The sequence below is a fragment of the Microbacterium sp. SORGH_AS_0862 genome, from assembly GCF_030818795.1.
Lineage (GTDB): Bacteria > Actinomycetota > Actinomycetes > Actinomycetales > Microbacteriaceae > Microbacterium.
Window position 1 is genome coordinate 2,814,133 of record NZ_JAUTAY010000001.1, and the last position, 15,334, is coordinate 2,829,466.

The 15,334-nt window shown below is 70.2% G+C and carries 13 protein-coding genes, 1 tRNA gene and 1 pseudogene; 11 read left to right on the forward strand and 4 right to left on the reverse strand.

Annotated features, from left to right (window positions below; genetic code table 11):
• Position 1: 1 nt before the first annotated feature.
• The 4 genes from QE377_RS13770 to QE377_RS13785 all read left to right on the forward strand — a co-directional run bounded on the left by QE377_RS13770 (position 2) and on the right by QE377_RS13785 (position 3,492).
• A complete protein-coding gene (locus tag QE377_RS13770; protein ID WP_307324230.1) occupies positions 2 to 682 on the forward strand; it encodes an ABC transporter permease in 681 nt (226 codons plus the stop codon).
• Complete coding sequence (locus QE377_RS13775) at positions 679 to 1,401, forward strand: ABC transporter permease (protein ID WP_307324233.1); 723 nt, start codon at positions 679 to 681, stop codon at positions 1,399 to 1,401. Before QE377_RS13770 ends, QE377_RS13775 begins: the two co-directional genes overlap by 4 nt.
• 40 nt (positions 1,402 to 1,441) lie before the next feature.
• Positions 1,442 to 2,356, forward strand: coding sequence for an ABC transporter substrate-binding protein (locus QE377_RS13780; RefSeq protein WP_307324235.1), 915 nt, complete (start codon positions 1,442 to 1,444; stop codon positions 2,354 to 2,356).
• Positions 2,357 to 2,499: 143 nt separating this feature from the next.
• A complete protein-coding gene (locus tag QE377_RS13785) occupies positions 2,500 to 3,492 on the forward strand; it encodes an NAD-dependent epimerase/dehydratase family protein (protein ID WP_307324237.1) in 993 nt (330 codons plus the stop codon).
• Positions 3,493 to 3,511: 19 nt separating this feature from the next.
• Here the strand turns inward: QE377_RS13785 and QE377_RS13790 are convergent, their stop codons facing one another.
• Positions 3,512 to 5,311, reverse strand: a complete 1,800-nt coding sequence (locus QE377_RS13790; RefSeq protein ID WP_307324239.1) for an ABC-F family ATP-binding cassette domain-containing protein — start codon at positions 5,309 to 5,311, stop codon at positions 3,512 to 3,514.
• A gap of 127 nt (positions 5,312 to 5,438) precedes the next feature.
• Here QE377_RS13790 and QE377_RS13795 point away from each other — a divergent pair, with 127 nt between their 5' ends.
• Positions 5,439 to 6,308: an SDR family oxidoreductase gene (locus tag QE377_RS13795; RefSeq protein WP_307324242.1), complete on the forward strand. Its 870-nt coding sequence runs from the start codon at positions 5,439 to 5,441 to the stop codon at positions 6,306 to 6,308.
• A gap of 11 nt (positions 6,309 to 6,319) precedes the next feature.
• Here QE377_RS13795 and QE377_RS13800 read toward each other — a convergent pair whose 3' ends face one another.
• On the reverse strand, positions 6,320 to 6,844 hold the full coding sequence (locus QE377_RS13800; protein WP_307324246.1) for a hypothetical protein: 525 nt from the start codon (positions 6,842 to 6,844) through the stop codon (positions 6,320 to 6,322).
• Positions 6,841 to 7,338 (reverse strand): MarR family winged helix-turn-helix transcriptional regulator, encoded by a 498-nt coding sequence (locus QE377_RS13805; RefSeq protein ID WP_307324250.1) that lies wholly within the window; start codon positions 7,336 to 7,338, stop codon positions 6,841 to 6,843. The genes QE377_RS13800 and QE377_RS13805 overlap by 4 nt, the downstream gene beginning before the upstream one ends.
• Positions 7,339 to 7,510: 172 nt before the next feature.
• Between QE377_RS13805 and QE377_RS13810 the strand changes: the two genes are divergently transcribed.
• From QE377_RS13810 to QE377_RS13835, 6 genes and pseudogenes are all read left to right on the forward strand, one after another.
• A tRNA-Gln gene (locus QE377_RS13810) sits at positions 7,511 to 7,582 on the forward strand.
• Between the two features lies 1 nt (position 7,583).
• A pseudogene (glmU, locus tag QE377_RS13815) lies at positions 7,584 to 9,045 on the forward strand (bifunctional UDP-N-acetylglucosamine diphosphorylase/glucosamine-1-phosphate N-acetyltransferase GlmU).
• On the forward strand, positions 9,029 to 10,063 hold the full coding sequence (locus QE377_RS13820) for a ribose-phosphate diphosphokinase (RefSeq protein ID WP_307324252.1): 1,035 nt from the start codon (positions 9,029 to 9,031) through the stop codon (positions 10,061 to 10,063). The pseudogene glmU and the gene QE377_RS13820 overlap by 17 nt, the downstream one beginning before the upstream one ends.
• 161 nt (positions 10,064 to 10,224) lie before the next feature.
• Positions 10,225 to 10,716 (forward strand): FMN-binding protein, encoded by a 492-nt coding sequence (locus QE377_RS13825; RefSeq protein ID WP_307324254.1) that lies wholly within the window; start codon positions 10,225 to 10,227, stop codon positions 10,714 to 10,716.
• Positions 10,716 to 11,570 (forward strand): FAD:protein FMN transferase, encoded by an 855-nt coding sequence (locus QE377_RS13830; RefSeq protein ID WP_307324256.1) that lies wholly within the window; start codon positions 10,716 to 10,718, stop codon positions 11,568 to 11,570. The genes QE377_RS13825 and QE377_RS13830 overlap by 1 nt, the downstream gene beginning before the upstream one ends.
• Positions 11,567 to 13,135, forward strand: a complete 1,569-nt coding sequence (locus tag QE377_RS13835) for an FAD-dependent oxidoreductase (protein ID WP_307324258.1) — start codon at positions 11,567 to 11,569, stop codon at positions 13,133 to 13,135. Before QE377_RS13830 ends, QE377_RS13835 begins: the two co-directional genes overlap by 4 nt.
• A 514-nt stretch (positions 13,136 to 13,649) precedes the next feature.
• Here QE377_RS13835 and pgi read toward each other — a convergent pair.
• Positions 13,650 to 15,332: a glucose-6-phosphate isomerase gene (pgi, locus tag QE377_RS13840; RefSeq protein WP_307324260.1), complete on the reverse strand. Its 1,683-nt coding sequence runs from the start codon at positions 15,330 to 15,332 to the stop codon at positions 13,650 to 13,652.
• Positions 15,333 to 15,334 lie beyond the last annotated feature (2 nt).

Sequence of the window (15,334 nt, forward strand, 5' to 3'; positions counted from 1 at the left end):
GATGACCTGGGTCCTCGCGAACCTCGGGATGATCGCGGAGCTGGCTCTCGACCACCTGCGCCAGAGCCTCATCGCGATCGTCGTCGGGTTCGTCCTGTCGATCCCGCTGGGCTGGGTGGCCTGGCGGTACCGCCTGCTGCGCGGCTGGGTCATCACCGTCACAGGGCTGCTCTACACGATCCCGTCCCTCGCGCTGTTGATCCTGTTGCCGACGGCGCTCGGCTACCGCATCCCGACCGAGTTCAACCTCATCGTCGGACTCACGATCTACGCGATCGCGATCCTCACGCGCGCCGTGACGGACGGCCTGGACTCGGTGGATGCGGGCATCCGCCAGGCGGCGACGGCCATGGGCTACGGCGGTTTCCGGCGGTTCTTCGCCGTCGATCTCCCGTTGGCGGGGCCGGTGATCCTCGCGGGCCTGCGCGTCGCCGCGGTCTCCACGATCTCGTTGGCGACCGTCGGCATCCTCGTCGGGGTCACCAACCTCGGCTACCTCTTCACGAACGGCCTGCAGCGCCGCATCCTCGAGGAGGTCTTTGCGGGCGTCGTCGCGGTCGTCATCCTCGCCCTCGTCATCGACGTGCTGCTCGTTCTTCTCGGCCGCCTGTTGATGCCGTGGAGCCGCACCGCCCGACCGACCCGTCGTCGTGCAGCCGCCCGAGCGGAGGCCACGGCATGAACGTCTTCTGGGATGCGATCGTCTGGCTGTTCTCTCCCGAGCAGTACAGCGGTCCGAGCGCGCTGCAGGTCCTCCTGCTCCAGCAGCTCGGCTACACCGCGGTCGCCGTAGCCATCGCCGGCGCGATCGCCATCCCCGTCGGCCTCGCCATCGGACACACCGGCCGCGGCCGGGAGATCGCGGTGGCGGTCTCCGGCGCCGCCCGAGCCGTGCCGTCGTTCGGCCTGCTCGTGCTCCTGGTGCTGCTCATGGGCGTGCTGCACAAGCCGGAGGCGGCCGTGGTCACCTTCGTCGTCCTCGCCATCCCGGCGCTGCTCGCCGGGGCCTACACCGGGCTCGAGGCGATCGACCGGCGCGTCATCGACGCCGCCCGCGCCATGGGCATGACCGAGTGGCAGATCCTGTGGCGCGTCGAGATCCCGCTGGGACTGCCCTTGCTGGTGGGCGGCATCCGTTCGGCCGTGCTGCAGGTCGTCGCGACGGTGACGATCGCCGCCTACGTCGGCCTCGGCGGGCTCGGCCTGCCGATCATCCAGGGCATTCCTCTGCGGCGGATCGACCAGGTGCTGGGCGGGGCGATCGTCGTCGCCCTCCTCGCGCTCGTGCTCGATGCGCTGCTCGCCCTCGCCCAGCGTGCCTCCGTGCCCGCCGGCATCCGTGTCCAGGCGTCGTCGCGCACGCCGCGGCGGCTCCGCTCCCGACCCGTGCAGGCCGTCTGAGCCTGCCGCGCACGTCCCGAATCCACCAGGAAGGAACACCATGTCCACAGCATTCCGCCGCCGCGTCGCCCTCGTCGGCGCCGTCGCGCTCACGTCGGCGCTGGCTCTCGCCGGCTGCGCGTCCTCGTCCGACCCGCTCTCCGACGGCGACCAGACCCAGGCCCCGTCCGACACGATCGTCGTCGGCTCGCAGGACTACTACTCGAACGAGATCATCGCGGAGATCTACGCCCAGGCACTCGAGGGTGCCGGCTTCACGGTGCAGCGCGACTTCACGATCGGCCAGCGCGACGCGTACCTGCCCGAGCTCGAGAGCGGCGCCATCACGCTGTTCCCGGAGTACACCGGCAACCTGTTGCAGTTCTTCGAACCGGAGACGAAGGCGCGGTCGGCAGACGACGTCTACGCAGCACTGAAAGATGCCTTGCCCGACAACCTCACGGTGCTCGACCAGTCCACCGCCAGCGACCAGGACTCCTACACGGTCACCGAGGCCTTCGCCGAGCAGTGGGGCCTCGAGACCATCGCGGATCTGTCGAAGGTCACCGAGCCGCTGACGCTGGGCGGTCCCCCGGAGCTCGCCCAGCGGGAGTACGGGCCGAACGAGCTGAAGGACACATACGGCATCGACGTGACGTTCCAGGCGACCGGCGCCACCACGGTCGAGGACCTCGTCGCGGGCACCGTGAACGTGGCGAACGTGTTCACCGCCGACCCGAAGATCCAGTCCGAGAACCTGAAGGTCCTGGAGGACCCGAAGTCGCTGTTCCTCGCGTCGAACGTCGTTCCGCTCGTCAACAAGGACGTCGCCGGCGACATCGCCGACGTCATCAACAAGGTGAGCGCCGCGCTGACGCCGGAGGGCCTCGTCGCGCTGAACGTCGAGAGCACGGTCGACAAGGCCTCCTCCGCCGACATCGCAAAGAAGTGGCTGGCGGACAACGGCCTGAGCTGACCGCATCCATCAGCGAAGGGACCTCGGCGTGCACCGCGCCGGGGTCCCTTCGTCGTGGGACCTTCGCCCCTGCTGCGTCCGGATGCGCGCGCCTAGCGTCGAAGACACAGGGCGCCGAGGGGATCGGCGCGGAAGGGCTCATCATGCAACGCGCACTCGTCGTCGGCGGCACCGGCCTCCTCGGCTACCACACCACGCAGGAGCTCCTGCGTCGCGGCTACCGGGTCGCGACTCTCGCGCTGCCCGCGACAGACGCGCCGGAGCTGCCGATCGAGGTCGATGCCCACTGGGGCGATGTGAACCTGATGACCGACGGCGAACTGGCCGACCTGCTCACGGGCACGGATGCGGTGTTCTTCGCGATGGGCGCCGACGAGCGCACGCTCCCGCCCGCACCCGCATCCCGCTTCTACTACGAGGCCAACGTCGTCCCGACGCAGCGCCTGGCCCGCCTCGCGCGCGCCGCCGGCGTCGAGCGCTTCATCGTCTTCGGCTCCGACACCGCCGAATGGGGCGAGCGCTGGCCCGAGCTCGGGTTCCGCACCCGCAACGCCTACCCGCGCTCCCGCTACGCGCAGGAGGAGGTCGCCGTGCTCGAAGGCGACGGCGCGATGGACGTGATGGTGCTGCGCCTGCCGTACATCTTCGGCGTCGTGGCCGGGCAGCGTCCCCGCTGGCAGGCCGTGCTGGATGCGGTCGCAGCCAGTGCAGGCCCGATCCCGGTGCTGGGCGGGTCCACGTCCGCCGTCACGGTGCGCCAGGTCGCGCAGGCCGCGGTCGGAGCGATGGAGCGCGGCACGCACGGCAGCCGGTACACCCTCAGCGCCTACGAGCTCAGTCACTCCCAGTTCCTCGAACTGTGCTGCGAGGCGGTCGGGCGCGACCCGCACGACGTCGCCGTGGTGCCGCTCCGCGACCTCCTCACCACCTCTGAGGCCCGCGAGGCCGAGGTGCAGGCGGTCGGTCGCGAGTTCGGTCTGCACCCCGCAGACACGGCGCTGCTGGGCGAGAAGCGCGCCGTGGGGGATGTGGCCGACACGATCGCCCTCGACGTCGAACCCGACGATGTGCTGGGCGAGATCCGCGCCTGCCTCGCCTGGTGCGTCGAGCACCCGCGCGAGACCGTCCCCGCCTGACGAACCTTCGGCGGGGCGCTCAGTCGTCGAGCGCCTCGCCGAGTTCCAGCCAGCGCTCTTCGAGGGTCGCCACCTCGGCGACGTACCCGTCACGGGTGCGCTGCAGCTCGAGCAGTCGGTCGTAGTCGTCGTGGGCGTCGGCGAACCGGGCGTCCAGCGCGGCGATCTCCGTCTGAAGCTTTGCGAGACGCCGGTCGATCGCCGACAGCTCCTTCTCGGCGGCGCGGCGCTCGGCGCCCGCCAGCGCGGGGGATACAGCCGCCGCATCCGCCGGCTTCTGACGCTCCGCCCCCGTGCTCGCCGGCTGTGCGGCGCGCAGGCGCAGATACTCGTCGACGCCGCCGGGCAGATGCCGCAGGCGCCCGTCGAGGATCGCGTACTGCTGGTCGGTGACGCGTTCGAGGAAGTACCGGTCGTGCGAGACGACGACGAGGGTGCCCGGCCACGAGTCGAGCAGATCCTCCATCGCCGCGAGCATGTCCGTGTCGAGGTCGTTGGTCGGCTCATCGAGGATCAGCACGTTGGGCTGTGAGAGCAGCACGAGAAGCAGCTGCAGGCGCCGCTTCTGGCCTCCGGAGAGGTCCTTCACCGGCGTCGAGAGCTGCGCGCTGGAGAATCCGAGGCGTTCGAGCAGCTGACCGGGGGTGAGCTCCTGCGCCTTCGACCCCGCGCCGAACGAGTAGGTGGTGCGAAGGCCCGCGAGCACGACGCGCACGGGGGAGTCGAGGTGTTCGTCGAGTTCGTCCATGCGCTGCGAGAGCGTCGCGACCTGCACGGTCTTGCCGCGCTTCACGCGCCCCGCTGTCGGTGCGATCTCGCCCGAGACGAGCCCCAGCAGGGTGGACTTGCCGGCGCCGTTCACGCCGAGGATGCCGGTGCGCTCGCCCGGGGCGATGCGCCACTCGACCTCGTGCAGCACCTCGCGGTCGTCGTACGACACCGATGCGTCGAGCAGGTCCACGACATCTTTACCGAGTCGGGCGACGGCGAGGGAGCGCAGCGACACGCTGTCGCGGATCTCCGGCACATCGGCGATGAGCTCGTTCGCTGCATCGATGCGGAACTTGGGCTTCGACGTGCGCGCGGGCGCGCCGCGCCGAAGCCACGCCAGCTCCTTGCGGGCCAGGTTCTGCCGCTTCGACTCGATCGCGGCAGCCTGCCGGTCGCGCTCCACGCGCTGCAGGATGTACGCAGCGTAACCGCCCTCGAAGGGCTCGACGATGCGGTCGTGCACCTCCCAGGTCACGTTGCACACCTCGTCGAGGAACCACCGGTCGTGCGTGACGACGAGCAGGCCGCCGGCGCTGGCGGGCCACCGCTTCTTCAGGTGAGCGGCGAGCCAGCTGATCGCCTCCACGTCGAGGTGGTTGGTCGGCTCGTCGAGGGCGATGACGTCCCAGTCTCCGGCGAGGAGCGCCGCGAGAGCCACGCGGCGCCGCTGGCCTCCGGAGAGGGTGGCGACATCCGCATCCCAGTCGAGGTCGCCGAGGAGGCCCGCGATGACGTCGCGGGCGCGCGCGTCGCCCGCCCACTCGTGCTCCGGGCGGTCGCCGACGACGCTCTCGCCGATCGAACGTCCGTCGACGAGGGTGTCGGCCTGATCCAGCACGCCGATGCGCACGCCGCCGCGCACGGTCACCCGTCCGCTGTCGGGTTCGGTGCGTCCGGCGAGCATGCCGAGAAGGGTGGACTTGCCGTCGCCGTTGCGACCGACGATGCCGATGCGGTCGCCCTCGTTCACTCCGAGCGAGACGGAGTCGAAGACGACCTTCGTCGGGTATTCGAGATGGAGGGATTCGCCGCCGAGTAGATGAGCCATGTTGTTTCCAGGCTAGATGACCGCCTCCCGCGCCCGGTGCGGTTGCTACGATCGCAGCATGCAATGCCGGTGACCCGCCTTCTTCTCCCGTCAACGCGCTCTCGCGCGCCTCGGAAAGGGTTCACCCATGCACGCAGATCTTCCACTGAGCGGCCGCACCGCTCTCGTCACCGGCGTTTCGCGCCGTCGGGGCATCGGCTACGCCGTCGCCCGCGCGCTCGCCGCCCGCGGCGCGCACCTCGTCATCCAGCACCATCGACCGCATGACGCCGACCAGCCGTGGGGTGCCGATGATCTCGACGCCGTGCGCGCCGGCATCCGCTCCGCGCTCGCACCCGGCGCGGTACTGACCGACATCGGCGCCGATCTCGCCGACGAGGGCGCGATCGGCCGGGTGATGGATGCGGCGTCCGCCGCGACCGGGACCGTCGACATCCTCGTCTGCAACCACGCCAAGAGCGGCGACGACGGCAGCATCCTCGACATGACGCCTGGCCGTCTGGACGCGTTCTGGCAGGTGAACGCGCGCTCGACGCTGCTGCTGACGGCGGAGTTCGCGCGCCGCAAGGCGCCGGGGCAGGCAGACCAGCGGCGCCCGGGGGAGCGCGTGAGCGGGGCGAAGCCGTTCGCCGAGCCGCAGGGTCACGTCGTCTGGATGACCTCGGGCCAGATCCACGGGCCGATGCGGGGAGAGATCGCGTACGCCACGAGCAAGGCCGCGCTCGCCGGTGTCACCGCATCGGTGGCCGCGGAGTTGCTCGAGCTCGGCATCGTGCTCAACACCGTGAACCCGGGTCCGGTCAACACCGGCTACATGGATGCCGAGACCGCGGACCGTCCGCTGGACGGCATCGAGGCGTACCTCCGCACAACCCCGTTCGGACGCTTCGGCCGCCCCGAGGATGCCGCTGAGCTCATCGGATGGCTGACGAGCCCGGCCGGAAGCTGGGTGGTGGGTCAGGTGCTCACGGGCGACGGCGGTTTCTCGCTCGGCTGAGCGCTGGTGGTTCAGTGGAGGAGGAACTCCATCATCACGACCAGCAGGCCGAGCAGCGCCGTGCCGACCGCGCCGAGCAGGCGCACCCACAGCTTCGCGCCGGTGCGCGCGTAGGCAGAGAAGCCGAGGACGGCGAGCATCGCGAGAGCAGCCCAGATCGCCGCATCCTGCACGTCGCCCGCATCCGTCGTGAAGAACGCCGTGACGATCATGGCGATCGTGGAAGGCGCGCACGCGTAGAGCATTCCGAGCGAGTGCACGAAGGCGAGCCGGGTCGCGGTGCCGAGACCGTGGCGCCCGTGGTCCGACAGCGCGTGGGCGAACACGTGCGCGAGGTAGAAGACGACGAGGCTGCTGATCGCGATCGTGAGCATCTCGCTGACGGGGCCCTCTTCGTCGGCGATCAGGACGACCGTCGTGTAGACGATGAGGCCGTACACCGCGACGGGGGTGCGGAAGCGGTTGTCGAACCAGCGCTGCAGCTTGCGGTGGGGCGCCGCATCCGCAACGGACGTGATGGCCGTGTCGTCGCTCATGTGTCGAATCCCAGGGAGAGTTTGCGCAACAGGGCGGCGAGGCGGTCCCGGTCCCCACGGGAGAGTCGCTGCAGCAGCAGGGCCTCCGCGTCGACCAGGCGGGTGATGGCGGCATCGACGCGGGTGCGGCCCTCGTCGGTGAGGATGACGTGCACGCTGCGGCCGTCGGCGGGATCCGCCTCGCGGCGCACGAGCCGACGTCCCACGAGCCGGTCGATGCGGTTGGTCATGGTGCCGCTGGAGACCAGCGTCTGCTGCAGCAGCTGCTTGGGGCTGAGCTGGTACGGCTCACCGGACCGCCGTAGCGCCGAGAGCACGTCCCACTCCCAGGGCTCCAGGTCGCTGCGGCGGAAGGCCTCCCGCCGGGCGCGGTCGAGGTGTCGCGAGAGTCGGTCGACACGGGAGAGCACCTCGAGCGGCGAGAAGTCGAGGTCGGGGCGCTGGGTCGTCCACGACCCGACGATGCGGTCGACCTCGTCGCTCTCTGTGGCCATGAGGCCATTATGGCGACCGGCGCTCGCTCGCGCGCACCCGCATCCGTCCGCCCCTTCGCACCCATCCCTTGCGGGGGATGCGGCGGGCCGAGAGCGGGGCGACGCAGAGATCGGATGCGGGCGCGTCGGGCGGCAGGTGGCAGACTGGGGGAGCCCGCCCGAGAGCGGGCGGTCCGCCGTGGTGTAATGGCAGCACGACAGCCTTTGGAGCTGTGAGGTCTAGGTTCGAGTCCTGGCGGCGGAGCATGTCGGAATCGCCCACGGCACCGCTCGCCGTCATCGTCCTCGCCGCCGGTCAGGGAACGCGCATGCGCTCCCGTCTCCCCAAGGTGCTGCATCCGCTCGCCGGGCAACCGCTCGTCGGCCACGTGCTGCGCACGGCCCGCATCCTGGAACCCGCGCGCGTAGCGGTCGTGGTCCGGCACGAGCGCGCCCTCGTCGCCGAGGCGGTCGCCGCCCTCGCGCCCGACGCGGTCGTCGTCGATCAGGACGAGATCCCCGGTACCGGACGCGCCGTCGAGCTCGGGCTCGCCGGTCTCGACAGCTTCGACGGCGACGTGCTCGTGCTCAGCGGGGACGTGCCGCTGCTCGAGGCCGAGACGTTGCACGCGCTCGTCGAGACGCATCGAGTGCGCGAAGCGGCCGTGACGCTGCTCAGCGCGGTCCTGGCCGACCCCACCGGTTACGGCCGGGTGCTGCGAGACGCGTCCGGCGACGTGGAGCGCATCGTCGAGCAGAAGGATGCGACCGACCACGAGGCCGAGGTCGCCGAGATCAACGCGGGTGTGTACGTCTTCCGTGCCGAAGCGCTGCGCCGGCACCTCCCCGAGGTCGGTCAGGCCAACGCACAGGGCGAGAAGTACCTCACGGATGTCGTGGCGCTGGCCCGCCGTGCCGGCGAGCGTATCGCCGTGGGACAGTCGCCCGATCCTGCCGCGGCCCTCGGTGTCAACGACCGTGTGCAGCTCGCCGAGGCCGCCCGCATCCTCAACGCCCGCACGGTGCGCCGCTGGCAGCTGGCCGGCGCCAGCATCCTGGACTCCCGCGACGACCTGGATCGACGTCGACGCGACCCTCGCCGAAGACGTGACGGTGCTGCCGGGCACGTATCTCCTCGGGGCGACGACCGTGGCGGCGGGAGCGACGATCGGGCCCGACACGAGCCTGACCGACTGCGAGGTCGGGGAGGATGCGGTCGTGCGCCGCACGGATGCGACCCTGGCGGTCATCGGACCCCGCGCGAGCGTCGGACCGTTCGCCTACCTCCGCCCCGGCACGACACTCGCTGCCGACGGCAAGATCGGAACCTTCGTCGAGACGAAGAACTCGCAGATCGGCGAGGGCAGCAAGGTCCCGCACCTCTCTTACATCGGCGACACGACGATCGGCCGCGGCGTCAACCTCGGTGCCGGCGCGATCACCGCGAACTACGACGATGTCGCCAAGCACCGCACCGAGATCGGTGACGAGGTGCACAGCGGCTCGCACAATGTGTTCGTGGCGCCGGTTAAGATCGGAGACGGCGCGAAAACCGGTGCCGGAGCTGTCATCCGCAAGGATGTTCCGGCCGGTGCCCTGGCTCTCAGCGTCGCCCCTCAGCGCAACGTCGAGGGATGGGTCGAGGACAACAGGCCGGGCACAGCCGCAGCTGATGCGGCGAAGAGCGCACGGACCGCACAGGAAGCTGGCGATGGCACGCAAAGATAAGACGGTCGATCTGGATCGCGAGCGCGGAATCGCTCCGGGACTGGTCGCCAAGACCAAGAAGCGTCTCGTCGTGGCTTCGGGGCGCTCGCACCCTGAGCTGGCGACGGAGGTCGCGACGCAGCTGGGCACGCAGCTCGTTCCCACGGAGTACCGCACTTTCGCGTCGGGCGAGATCCTGACCCGCTTCGAGGTGTCCATCCGCGGCTGCGACTTCTTCCTGCTGCAGAGCTTCGGCCCGCCCGTGAACGAGTGGCTCATGGAGACGCTCATCATGCTGGATGCGGCCAAGCGCGCATCCGCCAAGCGCATCACCGTCGTGGCGCCGTACTTCCCGTACTCCCGGCAGGACAAGAAGGGCCGCGGCCGCGAGCCGATCAGCGCCCGCCTGGTCGCCGACCTGCTGAGGACCGCGGGTGCCGACCGTGTCATGAGCGTCGATCTGCACGCCGCTCAGATCCAGGGCTTCTTCGACGGCCCCGTCGACCACCTGTTCGCGAAGCCCGTGCTTCTCGAGTACTTCGAGCGCACGCTGAGCCCGGAGGACCGGGCGAAGCTCACGGTCGTCTCGCCGGACACCGGCCGGGTGCGGGTGGCCGACACGTGGTCGGACAGTCTCGGTGCTCCGCTGGCGATCATCCACAAGCGTCGCGACCCCAACGTCGCCAACCAGGTCACCGTCAACGAGATCGTCGGCTCGGTCGCGGGCCGGGTGTGCCTGCTGGTCGACGACATGATCGACACGGGCGGCACGATCGTCAAGGCGGCGCAGGCGCTCAAGGCCAGCGGCGCAGAGCGCGTGATCGTCGCGGCCACGCACGCCGTGTTCAGCGATCCCGCCGTCGAACGCCTCCAGGATGCGTCGATCGACGAGGTCGTGGTGACCGACACGATCCCGCTTCCCGAAGAGAAGCGTTTCCCCGCGCTGACCGTGCTCCCGATCGCCCCGCTCCTGGGCCGCGCGATCCGCGAGGTCTTCGAGGACGGCTCGGTGACGAGCATGTTCGACGGCGCCGCCTGACGGTTCTTATCCACATTCCCCGGGATTCATAGCGGTCGCAAAAGTCCGCTGCGCAGGATGGTCTATGCCGCCGCATGAAGCGGACGGCTACGACAGCGCGAGGGACGCGCACGGCGAACGCCGGGCTCGTCTGTCGAGGCACCGCATGCAGGAGGACCGAAATGATCCGCACGAACGCCGTACCCCGCCCCGTCCGCACTGCCGCCGCCGTCATCGGCGTCGCCGGAGCCTTCGCTCTGGCCGGTTGCGCATCGCAGACCGCAACGACCGACACCGGCACGAGCGAGGCCCCCGCCCCGTCCAGCACCCCGGCGAGCACCGGCTCCTCGGGTTCGGATTCCAGCTCGAGCTCGGGCGCCTACAAGGACGGCACCTACACCGCCGAGGGCTCCTACCAGACGCCCGAGACGGTCGAGAAGATCACCGTGCAGGTGACGCTGGCCGATGACACCATCACCGCGGTCGACGTGACCGGCGACCCGCAGGCGCGCGAGTCGCAGCAGTACCAGAGCCAGTTCATCGGCGGCATCTCGGACGAGGTCGTCGGCAAGAAGATCGATGAGATCAAGGTCAGCCGGGTGGCCGGATCGTCGCTCACGAGCGGCGGCTTCAACCAGGCCATCGAGGAGATCAAGACCGAAGCCAAGGGCTGATGTCCGAGCTGTGGCGGTTCGACGCGATCGGTACCCGCTGGGAGATCGAGACCGCTGAGCCCGTCGCGGACGAGACCCGCGCGCTCATCGGTGCCGTCATCGACGGCTTCGATGAGGAGTGGTCGCGGTTCCGTCCGGACTCCCTCGTGAGCCGCCTCGCCGCCCACGGCGGCGAGGCGGCCGCGCCGGCGGATGCGGTGGCGATGCTCGACGTGTACCGCGAGCTCGACCGGGCGACGGCGGGGGCGGTGAATCCGCTGGTCGGGGAGAGTCTCGCCCGTCGGGGATACGACGCCGCGTACTCCTTCGTCGACCGCGGGGCCGCTCCCGCGCCGTCGTGGCTGCAGGTGCTGGAATGGGACGCGCAGACGCTGCGTCTCGCCCAGCCCGCGCTGCTGGATGTGGGTGCGCTCGGCAAGGGCCGCCTGGTCGACCTCGTCGCCGAGACCCTCGCGGGCTCCGTCGCCGGCGGGTTCGTCGTCGACGCGAGCGGGGACATGGCCGTCCGCGGCGGGCCTGTGCGCGTCGGTCTCGAGCATCCCTTCGACCCGTCGCGGGCCATCGGGCTCTTCGAGGTCGAGGATGCGGCGCTGTGCGCCTCCGCGACGAACCGCCGCGCGTGGGGTGAGGGTCTCCACCACGTGCTCGACGCCCGCACCGGGGTCCCGGTGCGCACGATCGCCGCCACCTGGGCGCTGGCATCCGATGCGATGCACGCTGATGCGGCGGCGACCGCACTCTTCTTCGACGGCGGTCCTGAGCTGGCCGCCGACTGGGGCGTGTCGTGGGTGAGAATGACGACCGACGGCACCGTCGAATGGTCTGCCGACCAGAAAGCAGAGTTGTTCCTGTGATCGCCTCCTTCACCGCCGGCGCGAATCGGGTCACCGCCCTGTTCGGGCGCCTGTCGATGTACCGGCTCGTCCAGCTGGCGCTGGGCGTGCTCGCCGCCATCGCCTTCGTCCTCTCGTTCGCGGGCCTCGTCGTCCCCACGCCGTGGGAGCTGCTGGCCACCGCTGTCGTGCTCGCCGTCGTCGGCGTGCTCGCCGACACGACCGCGCAGCGGCTGCTGCACCTGCCGCTGCGCACCGAGTCGACGCTCATCACCTCCGTCATCCTTCTGTTCGTGCTTCGTCCGACGGTCGAGCCGATGGGGCTCGTGGGAATCGCGATCGCGGCGCTGGCCGCATCCGTCTCCAAGTACCTGCTCGCCTGGCGCGGCCGCCACATCTTCAACCCGGCAGCGGTCGGCGCAACGGTCGTCACGATCGTGTCCGCGCTCCTCCCGCTCGATTCGGGCATCGGCGGCTCGGCCTGGTGGGTGGGGACCCCCGTGCTGTTCGGGCCGGTGCTGCTGCTCGGGCTCGTCGTGCTCTGGCGCACCGAGAAGATCCGCGTCGTCGGACTCTTCTTCGTGGTCGCCGTCGTGGTCAACCTGATCCGCGTCTTCGTGCAGTACCAGCAGTCCGGTCTGGTGATCGACGCGGGCACCGTCATCGCGCAGGTGCTGACCGCATCCCCGTTCTTGTTCCTGGGCGCCTTCATGCTCTCGGAGCCGCTGACATTGCCGCCGCGGCGCTGGCAGCAGTACGCGGTGGCCGCCGTCGTCGGCGTGCTGGCCGGCTGGCCCATCCCTGTCGGGTACATGACGCTGGGGCAGGAGCGCGCGCTGCTCATCGGAAACCTGATCGCGTTCCTGTTCTGCCTGCGTCAGGCCGTGCGGCTGACACTCGTCGAGCGGCGTTCGCCGAGCGCGACGGTGCGCGAGCTCGTCTTCCGGGCCGAACGCGGTCTCGGCTTCCGGGCCGGACAGTACCTCGAGCTCGACGTGCCGCACCGTCGCGCTGACGCGCGAGGAACCCGACGCGAGTTCAGCATCGTCTCCGCGCCCGAGGACCTGCCCACCGTCCGGGTCGCCTATCGCGACGGCGTGGGGCCGCAGAGTTCGTACAAGAAGGCGCTCGGCGAGGTCGAGCCGGGCAGAAAGCTCGCCGTCACGGGGATCTGGGGCGACTTCGTCCTGCCGAAGGACACCTCGCGGCCCGTCCTGCTGGTGGCCGCCGGCATCGGCGTGACGCCCTTCGTGTCGCAGCTGCGTCATCTCACCGCGAGCGGCGTGCACCGCGACATCGTGCTCGTGTTCGTGGCGTCGGATGCCGGTCAACTCGTGTTCCGCGACGACCTCGCCGCATCCGGGGTCCCGGTCGTCGTGTTCACGCCCGACGATCCGGGAGCGCTGCCGGCGAACTGGACGTGGGCCGGTCCCGATCGGATCGATGCGGGGCACCTCGCCCGCGTCGTGCCCGACATCGGCCGGCGTCACGCGTACGTGTCGGGTCCGCCGCGGCTGATCGCCGACCTTGCGCCCGCGCTCGAGAAGGCCCGCGGCATCACGACCGACGCCTTCAGCGGCTACTGACCCGCGCCGGTCCCGGGGCGTCGGGTGTCGGCTCCGGCCCGGTTCGGTTCGGTTCGGTTCGGTCCTGCGTGAGGGTCGGTTCGGTTCGGTTCGGTCCTGCGTGAGGGTCGGTTCGGTCCTGCGCAAGGGTCGGTTCGGGCACCCGTGTGCCCGAGTTGCGTCGCAGTTGCGCAACTGCCACCGTTCTGCGCACCTGCGCCAGTCACTCCCTGGTGCAGATGCGCATTTCTGTAGCGCAAGCCGGGCGGATCGGCGGATGCGGGCACGCAAGCCGCATCCACCGATCCGCGGTCGGCGATTCGCCATCACCGCGAACGGATGCGGAACCGCCACACTTATGCGCAGATGCGCCTGCGATCAGCTAGCGCATCTGCGCAAAAGTGGCGCATCTGCGCATCTGCGACGCAACTTGGGCATGGGGATGCGGGGAGAGCCACGCACCGGAGGCCCGAAGCACAACGCCACGGCGCCGCACCCGAAGACGGATGCGGCGCCGTGGCGTGAGGCCCGGGGCTCAGTGGGTGCGGTGGGCCCGGTAGTAGTCGAGCAGGGCGCGGGTCGACGCATCCTGCGCCGCCGTGGCGTCCGCGTCGCCCTCGATCGCGGGGGCGATCTGCAGGGCGAGCTGCTTGCCGAGCTCGACACCCCACTGGTCGAACGAGTTGATGCCCCAGATCGCGCCCTGCGTGAAGGTGATGTGCTCGTACAGCGCGATGAGCTGGCCGAGCACCGCCGGAGTCAGGGCGGGCGCGAAGATCGATGTCGTCGGACGGTTCCCCGCGAACGTGCGAGCGGCGACCAGCGCACCTGTGGTGCCCTCGGCCTCCACCTCCGCGGCGGTCTTGCCGAACGCGAGCGCCTTGGTCTGCGCGAGGAAGTTCGCCAGGAACAGCCCGTGCACGTCACGGTCGCCTTCGCGCAGCGGATAGGCGGGGTTCACGAACGCAATGAAGTCGGCGGGGATCAGGCGCGTGCCTTGGTGGATCAGCTGGTAGAAGGCGTGCTGGCCGTTCGTACCCGGCTCGCCCCAGAAGATCTCGCCGGTGTCGGTCGTGACGGGGGAGCCGTCCCAGCGCACCGACTTGCCGTTGGACTCCATCGTCAGCTGCTGCAGGTACGCCGGGAAGCGGCTCAGCTGCTGCGCGTAGGGGAGGACGGCGTGCGACTGCGCACCGAGGAAGTTGTTGTACCAGACGTTCAGCAGCCCCATGAGCACAGGTACGTTGCGCTCGAGCGGCGTCGTGCGCACATGCTCGTCGACCGCGTGGAACCCGGCGAGCAGTTCGCGGAACACATCGGGACCGAGAGCGATGGCGAGCGACAGGCCGATCGCCGAATCGACGGAGTAGCGGCCGCCCACCCAGTCCCAGAATCCGAACGCGTTGGTCGGGTCGATTCCGAAGGCGGCCACCTTGTCGAGCGCCGTCGAGACGGCGACGAAGTGGTGCGCGACCGCATCCGTCCGCGCGTCGTCATCGTCGGCGATGGCGTCGGATGCGGTGAGTCCCGCCCACAGCCAGTCGCGCGCGAGGCGGGCGTTGGTCAGCGTCTCGAGCGTCGTGAAGGTCTTGGACGCGACGATGAACAGAGTCGTCTCGGGGTCGAGGTCCGCCGTCTTCTGGGCGAGGTCGGTCGGGTCGATGTTGGACACGAATCGCGCCTGGATTCCGGCATCCGCGTAGGGCTTGAGAGCTTCGTAGACCATGACGGGACCGAGATCGGAGCCGCCGATGCCGATGTTGACGACGTGGGTGACCTTCTTGCCTGTGACGCCCTGCCACTCGCCCGAGCGCACCCGATCGGCGAACGCGGAGACGAGCTCGAGCACCGACTGCACGTCCTCGTCGACCTGCTGGCCGTCGACGACGAGCGCGGGCTCGGCGCCTGCGGGACGGCGCAGGGCCGTGTGCAGCACGGCGCGGTCCTCGCTCGTGTTGATGTGCACGCCGGCCAGCATCTCGGCGAAGCGCTCCTCGACACCGGTCTGGCGCGCCAGCTCGACGAGCCGGGCGAGGATCTCGTCGGTGACGAGGTTCTTCGACAGGTCGACGTGCAGATCCGACAGCGGCAGGCTCAGGCGTGCGGCGCGGTCGGCGTCCGCGGCGAACCAGCCCCGCAGATCGGGGGAGAACCCGTCACGGAGAGCGGCGAGATCCGTCCAAGCGGAGGTGGTGGTGGGATCGATCGGAGTGGTCACCC

What these genes read in the sequence shown, in the direction of transcription:
- QE377_RS13780 (WP_307324235.1), top strand. Translation starts at nt 1,442, where the DNA reads ATGTCCACAGCATTCCGCCGCCGCGTCGCCCTCGTCGGCGCCGTCGCG.
- QE377_RS13820 (WP_307324252.1), top strand. Translation starts at nt 9,029, where the DNA reads ATGGCACGCAAAGATAAGACGGTCGATCTGGATCGCGAGCGCGGAATC.
- QE377_RS13770 (WP_307324230.1), top strand. Translation starts at nt 2, where the DNA reads ATGACCTGGGTCCTCGCGAACCTCGGGATGATCGCGGAGCTGGCTCTC.
- QE377_RS13790 (WP_307324239.1), bottom strand. Translation starts at nt 5,311, where the DNA reads ATGGCTCATCTACTCGGCGGCGAATCCCTCCATCTCGAATACCCGACG.
- QE377_RS13795 (WP_307324242.1), top strand. Translation starts at nt 5,439, where the DNA reads ATGCACGCAGATCTTCCACTGAGCGGCCGCACCGCTCTCGTCACCGGC.
- QE377_RS13785 (WP_307324237.1), top strand. Translation starts at nt 2,500, where the DNA reads ATGCAACGCGCACTCGTCGTCGGCGGCACCGGCCTCCTCGGCTACCAC.
- QE377_RS13830 (WP_307324256.1), top strand. Translation starts at nt 10,716, where the DNA reads ATGTCCGAGCTGTGGCGGTTCGACGCGATCGGTACCCGCTGGGAGATC.
- QE377_RS13775 (WP_307324233.1), top strand. Translation starts at nt 679, where the DNA reads ATGAACGTCTTCTGGGATGCGATCGTCTGGCTGTTCTCTCCCGAGCAG.
- QE377_RS13800 (WP_307324246.1), bottom strand. Translation starts at nt 6,844, where the DNA reads ATGAGCGACGACACGGCCATCACGTCCGTTGCGGATGCGGCGCCCCAC.
- QE377_RS13805 (WP_307324250.1), bottom strand. Translation starts at nt 7,338, where the DNA reads ATGGCCACAGAGAGCGACGAGGTCGACCGCATCGTCGGGTCGTGGACG.
- QE377_RS13825 (WP_307324254.1), top strand. Translation starts at nt 10,225, where the DNA reads ATGATCCGCACGAACGCCGTACCCCGCCCCGTCCGCACTGCCGCCGCC.